The organism is Mucilaginibacter sp. P4_G9 (assembly GCF_056400985.1).
This window is the reverse complement of record NZ_JBFUKF010000272.1, coordinates 1-6,744: the sequence shown is the minus strand read 5'-3', so window position 1 is coordinate 6,744 and position 6,744 is coordinate 1. Positions and strand designations below refer to the sequence as shown.

Sequence of the window (6,744 nt, the reverse complement as noted above, 5' to 3'; positions counted from 1 at the left end):
CTGTCCAGGACGAAGAAGCATGGCGGAGAGTAGATMCTTCACTTCGTTCAGGATGACAAAAGAGTTTCTTTAGCAAATACGTAATAGATAGAATCAGAGAGGCTATTACTTCCCCTTAAACTCCGCCTTGCGTTTACCAAAAAAAGCAGCAACACCTTCTTTAAAATCTTCGGTGCCGAAACATTTGCCAAACTCTTCTATTTCTATTTGAAAACCATTTACGCCATCATTTAACCCTGCATTTACCGACCGGATGGCGGCAGCAAGGGCTAAAGGGGCCCGAAGCAGTATTTTATGCATTAGTTCCCCGGCTTTTTCCAGCAAGGATCCCTGGTCAACTACATGCGTAACCAGTCCATAATGGAGCGCCTCGGCGGCGGTAATCATATCGGCTGTAAGTATCATTTCAAGTGCCTTGCCTTTGCCCACCAGTTGGGCCAGGCGCTGGGTACCACCATAGCCGGGTATTAACCCCAATGTTACTTCGGGCAGGCCCATTTTAGCAGTTTCGGCAGCTATACGGATATGGCAGGCCATGGCCAGTTCAAGGCCCCCGCCTAAAGCAAAGCCATTTATAGCCGCAAGTATAGGTTTGCTGCCATTAGCAATCTGGTCAAAAACTTTAGTTTGGTAATTGCGGGCAAGTGAGGTTCCGGCATCGGCATCCAGATCGGCAAATTCGCTGATATCGGCCCCGGCAACAAAGGCCTTCGCTCCTGCCCCGGTTATAATAATGCCGCCTACGGCCGAATTATTAAATGCATCAAAAAAAGCGGTATGCAGTTCGGCAAGGGTTTCCTTATTAAGCGCGTTGAGTTTATTTTCGCGGTTGATAGTGATATATTGTATGCGATCCTGGTTGGTGATCAATAAATTTTGAAATTTCATTGCAACTGTTATTTAAAAGTTACGGTGCTCATGTACCCAGCCTGTTATATATTTAACAATGTCCTGGGTGCTGGTTCCTGGTGGAAAAAGTTCGCCCACACCCTGTTCTTTCAGCGCTATCATATCATCATTGGGAATAATACCCCCACCGGTAACCAGCACATCATCCATCTCCTTCTCTTTTATTAATTTGAGTATCCTGGGGAAAACGGTCATATGCGCTCCGGATAATATGGAGATACCAATGGCATCCACATCCTCCTGCAGGGCTGTATTTACCACCATTTCGGGCGTTTGGCGCAAACCGGTATAAATTACCTCCATGCCGGCATCGCGCAGCGAGGTAGCAATAATGCGTGCCCCGCGGTCGTGCCCGTCAAGCCCTACTTTGGCAACTAAAACGCGGATGGGTCGGTTAAAGGTATTACTCATGTAAACCGGATTGGTTGTGGTAAAAGTAATAAGAAAATTATGATGTTGTGTTATTTGACTCACGCAAAGGCGCTAAGAAAAATTATTAAACAATGTTATTCTAAAATAAACCGATCCTTAGCGTCTTTGCATCTTTGCGCGCCTACCTCCTGATCTCAAAAAATAAATTTTAACTTTGGCCCTGTTATGACGATCGGTTCGGCAACTCCATTTAATTTACTCAACCAGGATCTTTTATTGCTACCCCAAAAAGCCATTTACTGGCAGCAGCAAAAAGCTTTAATTATTGCCGATGTGCATTTTGGCAAGGTAGGGCATTTCCGTAAAGCAGGCATAGCCGTGCCAAGGGATATGGAACAAAGCGACCTGGCTACTATATCCGACCTGATTTATGAACATCAACCCGAAAAGCTACTATTCCTTGGCGACCTGTTCCATAGCGATATGAACAATGATTGGGATTGGTTCATCCTTTGGCGCAGCCAGTTCCCCGCCTTACAGATCATCCTAATAAAAGGTAATCACGATATTATAGCCGACAGCCACTACCAAAAACTCAACATCGAACTACATGATGAACTGCTGATGGCTCCATTCCTGATGCTGCACCACCCCTTGCCCGATGATACGCTGCAAAACGCTGCCGGTTATGTTTTTTGYGGGCATATTCACCCTGGGGTAAACCTTAGCGGCAAGGGAAGGCAAAGCGTCACCCTGCCCTGTTTTGCATTTAGCGGCAGGCAGGCTATACTACCCTCCTTTGGCAAATTCACTGGCAAAGTGGCTATTCGCAGTCAGCGAAAAGATAAAATATTTGCTGTTTTGAAGGATAAGGTAATTGTTATTGCCTAACCGCGCGGCCTTGCAGCAAGCATTTTACGCATAAAAGGAGTGTAATTGCATTGTAATTTCTTAGATTGATTCTAAATAGCTTTTTCGCGGTTAATAAGCCGGATGCATTTATATCTTTTGGCATTTAATAAATACTTTTGCCAAAATAAATCTAATTCATAATGAGCGAAATTAAACAAACCTTTAACTCATCGCTGGGAAAAAAGCTTATCATGGCTTTAACAGGCTTGTTTTTGTGTACTTTTATTATAGTACACCTTGGGGGCAACCTGTTGTTATTTAGCAACGATAATGGCTTTGGTTTTAATGTGTATGCCAATTTTTTAACACATTTTCCACCTATCGAGGTTATTGCATACCTGCTTTACCTTTCAATCCTGGTACATGCGCTATACGCGCTTATTTTAACGGTTCAAAACCGTAAGGCACGCCCTGTTGGCTATGCGGTGGCCGCAAAATCTGATGCAAGCTGGTCATCAAAAAACATGGGGCTGCTGGGTTCAATCCTGTTTTTATTCATCGTGATTCACATGGGCGATTTTTGGTTCAAGTATAAATATACCAACGATGTTGCTTTTAAGGAGTACCGCACAGATCTGGCAACAGGCAAAACAACCGAGTCTGCTTATACCCCCGTATCTGAAGACTTTAACCACTCTGTATCTACCGAAAACAATGTAGAAATAGTTAGGCTAAAAAACCTGCATGCACGTGTGGTATATAGCTTTAGCCAATGGTGGTATGTGCTTTTCTATGTAATTGCTATGGGCGCGTTATCGTTCCACCTGCTGCATGGTTTCCAGAGCGCCTTCCGCACACTGGGCTGGGTACACCGTAAATACACGCCTATAGTATACGCGGTAGGTACATGGCTCTTTGCGGTGATTATTCCGCTGCTTTTTGCAGCCATGCCAGTGTACTACTATTTTTTTGTACGCTAAATAAAGGTTGATTAAGTTAGATTAGGTTGATTTAGTTTGGACAAGTGAGTTATTAACCACTCACTACTCACCTAATCAACCACTCACTAAATATAAAATAGATAAGAAATGAGTTTAGATGCTAAAATTCCTCAAGGCCCATTAGCCGAAAAATGGAGCAAGCATAAATTTGACCTGAAGCTGGTTAACCCGGCCAACAAGCGTAAATACGATATTATTATTGTAGGTACAGGTTTGGCAGGCGCATCAGCCGCGGCTTCATTGGCCGAGCTGGGTTATAACGTAAAATCTTTTTGTTTCCAGGATAGCCCCCGCCGTGCGCACTCAATTGCAGCACAGGGTGGTATCAACGCAGCAAAAAACTACCAGAACGATGGTGACAGCGTGCACCGTTTGTTTTACGATACTATAAAAGGTGGCGACTACCGTGCCCGCGAAGGTAACGTGTACCGCCTTGCCGAAGTATCTGTTAATATAATTGACCAATGTGTTGCACAGGGCGTTCCCTTTGCACGCGAGTATGGTGGCTTGCTGGATAACCGCTCGTTCGGAGGTTCGCAGGTGTCACGTACGTTTTACGCACGCGGCCAAACCGGGCAACAACTACTTTTAGGCGCTTACTCGGCATTAAACCGCCAGATACACGCCGGCAAAGTAAAAATGTACACCCGTACCGAAATGCTGGATGTTGTTACCATAGATGGCCATGCCAAAGGTATTGTTACCCGTAACATGATCACCGGTGCTATTGAAACACATGCAGGCCACGCGGTATTGTTATGTACCGGTGGATACAGCAACGTGTTCTACCTGTCAACAAACGCAATCGGTTCAAATGTAACTGCTGCCTGGAGAGCACACAAACGCGGTGCTTTCTTTGGTAACCCCTGCTATACCCAAATTCACCCAACATGTATCCCGGTAACCGGCGATCACCAGTCAAAGCTTACGCTGATGTCTGAGTCGTTACGTAACGATGGTCGCGTTTGGGCGCCTAAAACTGTAGAGATTGCCGAGCAGTTACGTAAAGGAACACTTAGGGCCGACCAGGTTAAAGAGGACGACCGCGATTACTTCCTTGAACGTAAATATCCGGCGTTTGGTAACCTTGTTCCGCGCGATGTGGCCTCACGCAACGCAAAGGAAATGGTTGAAGAAGGTAAAGGTGTAGGTGGCTCGGGCTTTGCGGTATTCCTTGACTTTGCCGATGCTATCAAGCGTTTAGGCGAAGAAACAGTGAAAGCAAAATACGGTAACCTGTTTGATATGTATATCCAGATTACCAACGAGAACCCATACAAACAGCCCATGCGAATTTACCCTGCCGTTCACTATACCATGGGCGGACTTTGGGTTGATTATAACCTGAGCACCAATGTACCGGGTTTATATGCCTTGGGCGAATGTAATTTCTCTGATCACGGCGCCAACCGGTTAGGTGCTTCTGCTTTGATGCAGGGTTTATCTGATGGTTATTTTGTGATCCCTTATACCCTTGGCGATTACCTTGCTAAAATTGGTCCTAAAAAAGTGGATACATCGCACCCTGCTTTTGAAGCAACTAAAAAGGATGTGATTACCTATATCAATAAATTACTGGCTTTAAAAGGAACCAAAACTGTTAACGAATACCACCGCGACCTTGGCCACATCATGTGGGAATATTGCGGAATGGCCCGTACAGAAGAAGGATTGAAAAAAGCCAAAGGCCTGATACAGGCACTAAAAGCTGATTTCTGGAAAAACGCCATTGTAACCGGCGAAAATGAAGAAGTAAACGCTTCGCTGGAAAGAGCAGGCCGGATTGCCGACTTTATTGAACTGGGCGAACTGATGGTTGATGATGCACTGATGCGCCGCGAATCATGCGGTGGTCACTTCAGGGTTGAATCGCAAACCGAAGATGGAGAAGCCAAACGTGATGATGAAAACTTCGCATTTGTTGCAGCCTGGGAATTTAAAGGTGAAAACCAGCCCGAAGTGTTACACAAAGAACAATTGGTATTTGAATCAGTTCATTTATCACAACGAAATTATGCTTAGTAGCGGTGCAGTAGCAAGTATATAGTATCAAGTAGCAAGACTTGAAAAACTTAAATACCCAATACAAATTACTTGATACTTGATACTAACTACTTGATACAAAAAATTTGATACAAAATCTTAAAGAGATGAGTAACGGAAATATGAACCTGACGCTGAAAGTATGGCGTCAAAAAAACGCTCAGACATCGGGCAAATTTGTGACCTACAAGGCCGAAAATATTTCGCCTGATATGTCATTCCTGGAAATGCTTGACGTTGTTAACGAAAGTTTGACCCATAAAGGCGATGAGCCGATCAACTTTGACCACGATTGTCGCGAAGGTATTTGCGGCATGTGTTCGTTATATATCAACGGTCACCCGCATGGGCCAAAAAGGGGCATTACAACCTGCCAGCTGCACATGCGCACCTTTCATGACGGTCAAACCATCACTATTGAGCCATGGCGCGCCTCTGCTTTCCCGGTTATAAAAGACCTGGCGGTTGATCGTTCCGCGTTCGACAGGATCCAGCAGGCGGGCGGTTATGTATCAGTTAATACTGGCGGCGTACCAGATGGTAACGCCATAGCTATCCCTAAAGTAATTGCCGACGAGGCCTTTAACTCGGCTACCTGCATAGGTTGCGGCGCTTGTGTTGCTGCCTGTAAAAATGCTTCGGCCATGCTTTTTGTTGGGGCTAAGATCACCCAGTTAGGCTTATTGCCACAAGGCCAGCCAGAGCGCTATCGCCGTGCACAATCAATGGTAGCCCAAATGGACGAGGAAGGATTTGGCAGTTGTACCAACACAGGTGCATGCGAAGCCGAATGCCCTAAAGAAATTAAGCTAACCAACATTGCCCGMATGAATAATGATTTCTTTAGCGCAAAGCTGTTTAGGGAAGAAGAAATTCACGAAGAAAAACACTAAGCTATTTTGCTTGCAAATATTAAAGGCCCGGGAGTTTCCCGGGCCTTTTTTGGTTATTGTTTTGTGATTAGTTTTCATTGCTGCGTATTTACAAATGCGCGCTGCAATCGCCAGGATGGTGGTGTATCTACCCTCAAAAAGACGGTGCGCTGGTTACCGGCCAACGTTTTCAAATAATCATTTAACATATTGCCTGCCCGTGAGATAGCATTGCCTGTATTGTGAAACCCGGCCCGATAGCTGTTTTTTGTAACCTGAATAGTATGAATCCGGATAGTTTGCCATTTAATAGTGTAAACCCTTATGGTACACGCATAATAAACATAGTAATCGATGTGTAATAACCCAAATTCTGCATTACATAAGTTGGCATCGCCGCTAAGCTTCTTTGTATAAAATTTCAGTTGCTGGTCGGTTATTATTTGCAGGTTTGCCGAAGAAGCGTCACCACCACAATCGGCATACTCATTATCATATTCTTCTTTAAGATTTTTAAAATCGGTGAGATATTCAACGTACAGATGGTCATAGATCTCCTGGGTGGCAATTAAAGTATGCCTGTTATGAGCAGCCCCGTCTCTTATATGCTCATCAAAGTTTAAATGTGCCCGCACTTCAATTTCGCTTTTGGTTCGTCCGCATTCACTGCAAAATAAACCTTTCCTGTATTCCTG

Annotated in this window: 7 protein-coding genes; 4 read left to right on the top strand and 3 right to left on the bottom strand. The window is 44.7% G+C overall.

What is annotated here, in order from left to right; genetic code table 11:
- Positions 1-105 precede the first annotated feature (105 nt).
- Entirely contained in the window at positions 106-888 is a 783-nt protein-coding gene (locus AC1DPZ_RS19255) for an enoyl-CoA hydratase/isomerase family protein (protein ID WP_477406401.1), read from the bottom strand.
- A 12-nt stretch (positions 889-900) separates the two neighbouring features.
- On the bottom strand, positions 901-1,320 hold the full coding sequence (locus AC1DPZ_RS19250; protein ID WP_477406399.1) for a cobalamin B12-binding domain-containing protein: 420 nt from the start codon (positions 1,318-1,320) through the stop codon (positions 901-903).
- Positions 1,321-1,506: 186 nt separating this feature from the next.
- Between AC1DPZ_RS19250 and pdeM the strand changes: the two genes are divergently transcribed.
- The 4 genes from pdeM (at position 1,507) to AC1DPZ_RS19230 (ending at position 6,070) form a co-directional block, all read left to right on the top strand.
- Positions 1,507-2,172 carry a ligase-associated DNA damage response endonuclease PdeM gene (pdeM, locus tag AC1DPZ_RS19245; protein WP_477406397.1) on the top strand — a complete coding sequence of 222 codons (666 nt, stop codon included), beginning with the start codon at positions 1,507-1,509 and terminating at the stop codon, positions 2,170-2,172.
- A 161-nt stretch (positions 2,173-2,333) separates the two neighbouring features.
- Positions 2,334-3,113: a succinate dehydrogenase cytochrome b subunit gene (locus AC1DPZ_RS19240; protein WP_477406395.1), complete on the top strand. Its 780-nt coding sequence runs from the start codon at positions 2,334-2,336 to the stop codon at positions 3,111-3,113.
- Between the two features lie 108 nt (positions 3,114-3,221).
- Positions 3,222-5,156: a fumarate reductase/succinate dehydrogenase flavoprotein subunit gene (locus AC1DPZ_RS19235; RefSeq protein ID WP_477406393.1), complete on the top strand. Its 1,935-nt coding sequence runs from the start codon at positions 3,222-3,224 to the stop codon at positions 5,154-5,156.
- A 128-nt stretch (positions 5,157-5,284) separates the two neighbouring features.
- Positions 5,285-6,070 (top strand): succinate dehydrogenase/fumarate reductase iron-sulfur subunit, encoded by a 786-nt coding sequence (locus AC1DPZ_RS19230; protein WP_477406391.1) that lies wholly within the window; start codon positions 5,285-5,287, stop codon positions 6,068-6,070.
- Positions 6,071-6,144: 74 nt separating this feature from the next.
- Here the strand turns inward: AC1DPZ_RS19230 and AC1DPZ_RS19225 are convergent.
- The coding region (locus tag AC1DPZ_RS19225; protein WP_477406389.1) for a hypothetical protein at positions 6,145-6,744 on the bottom strand (600 nt) is incomplete at its 5' end.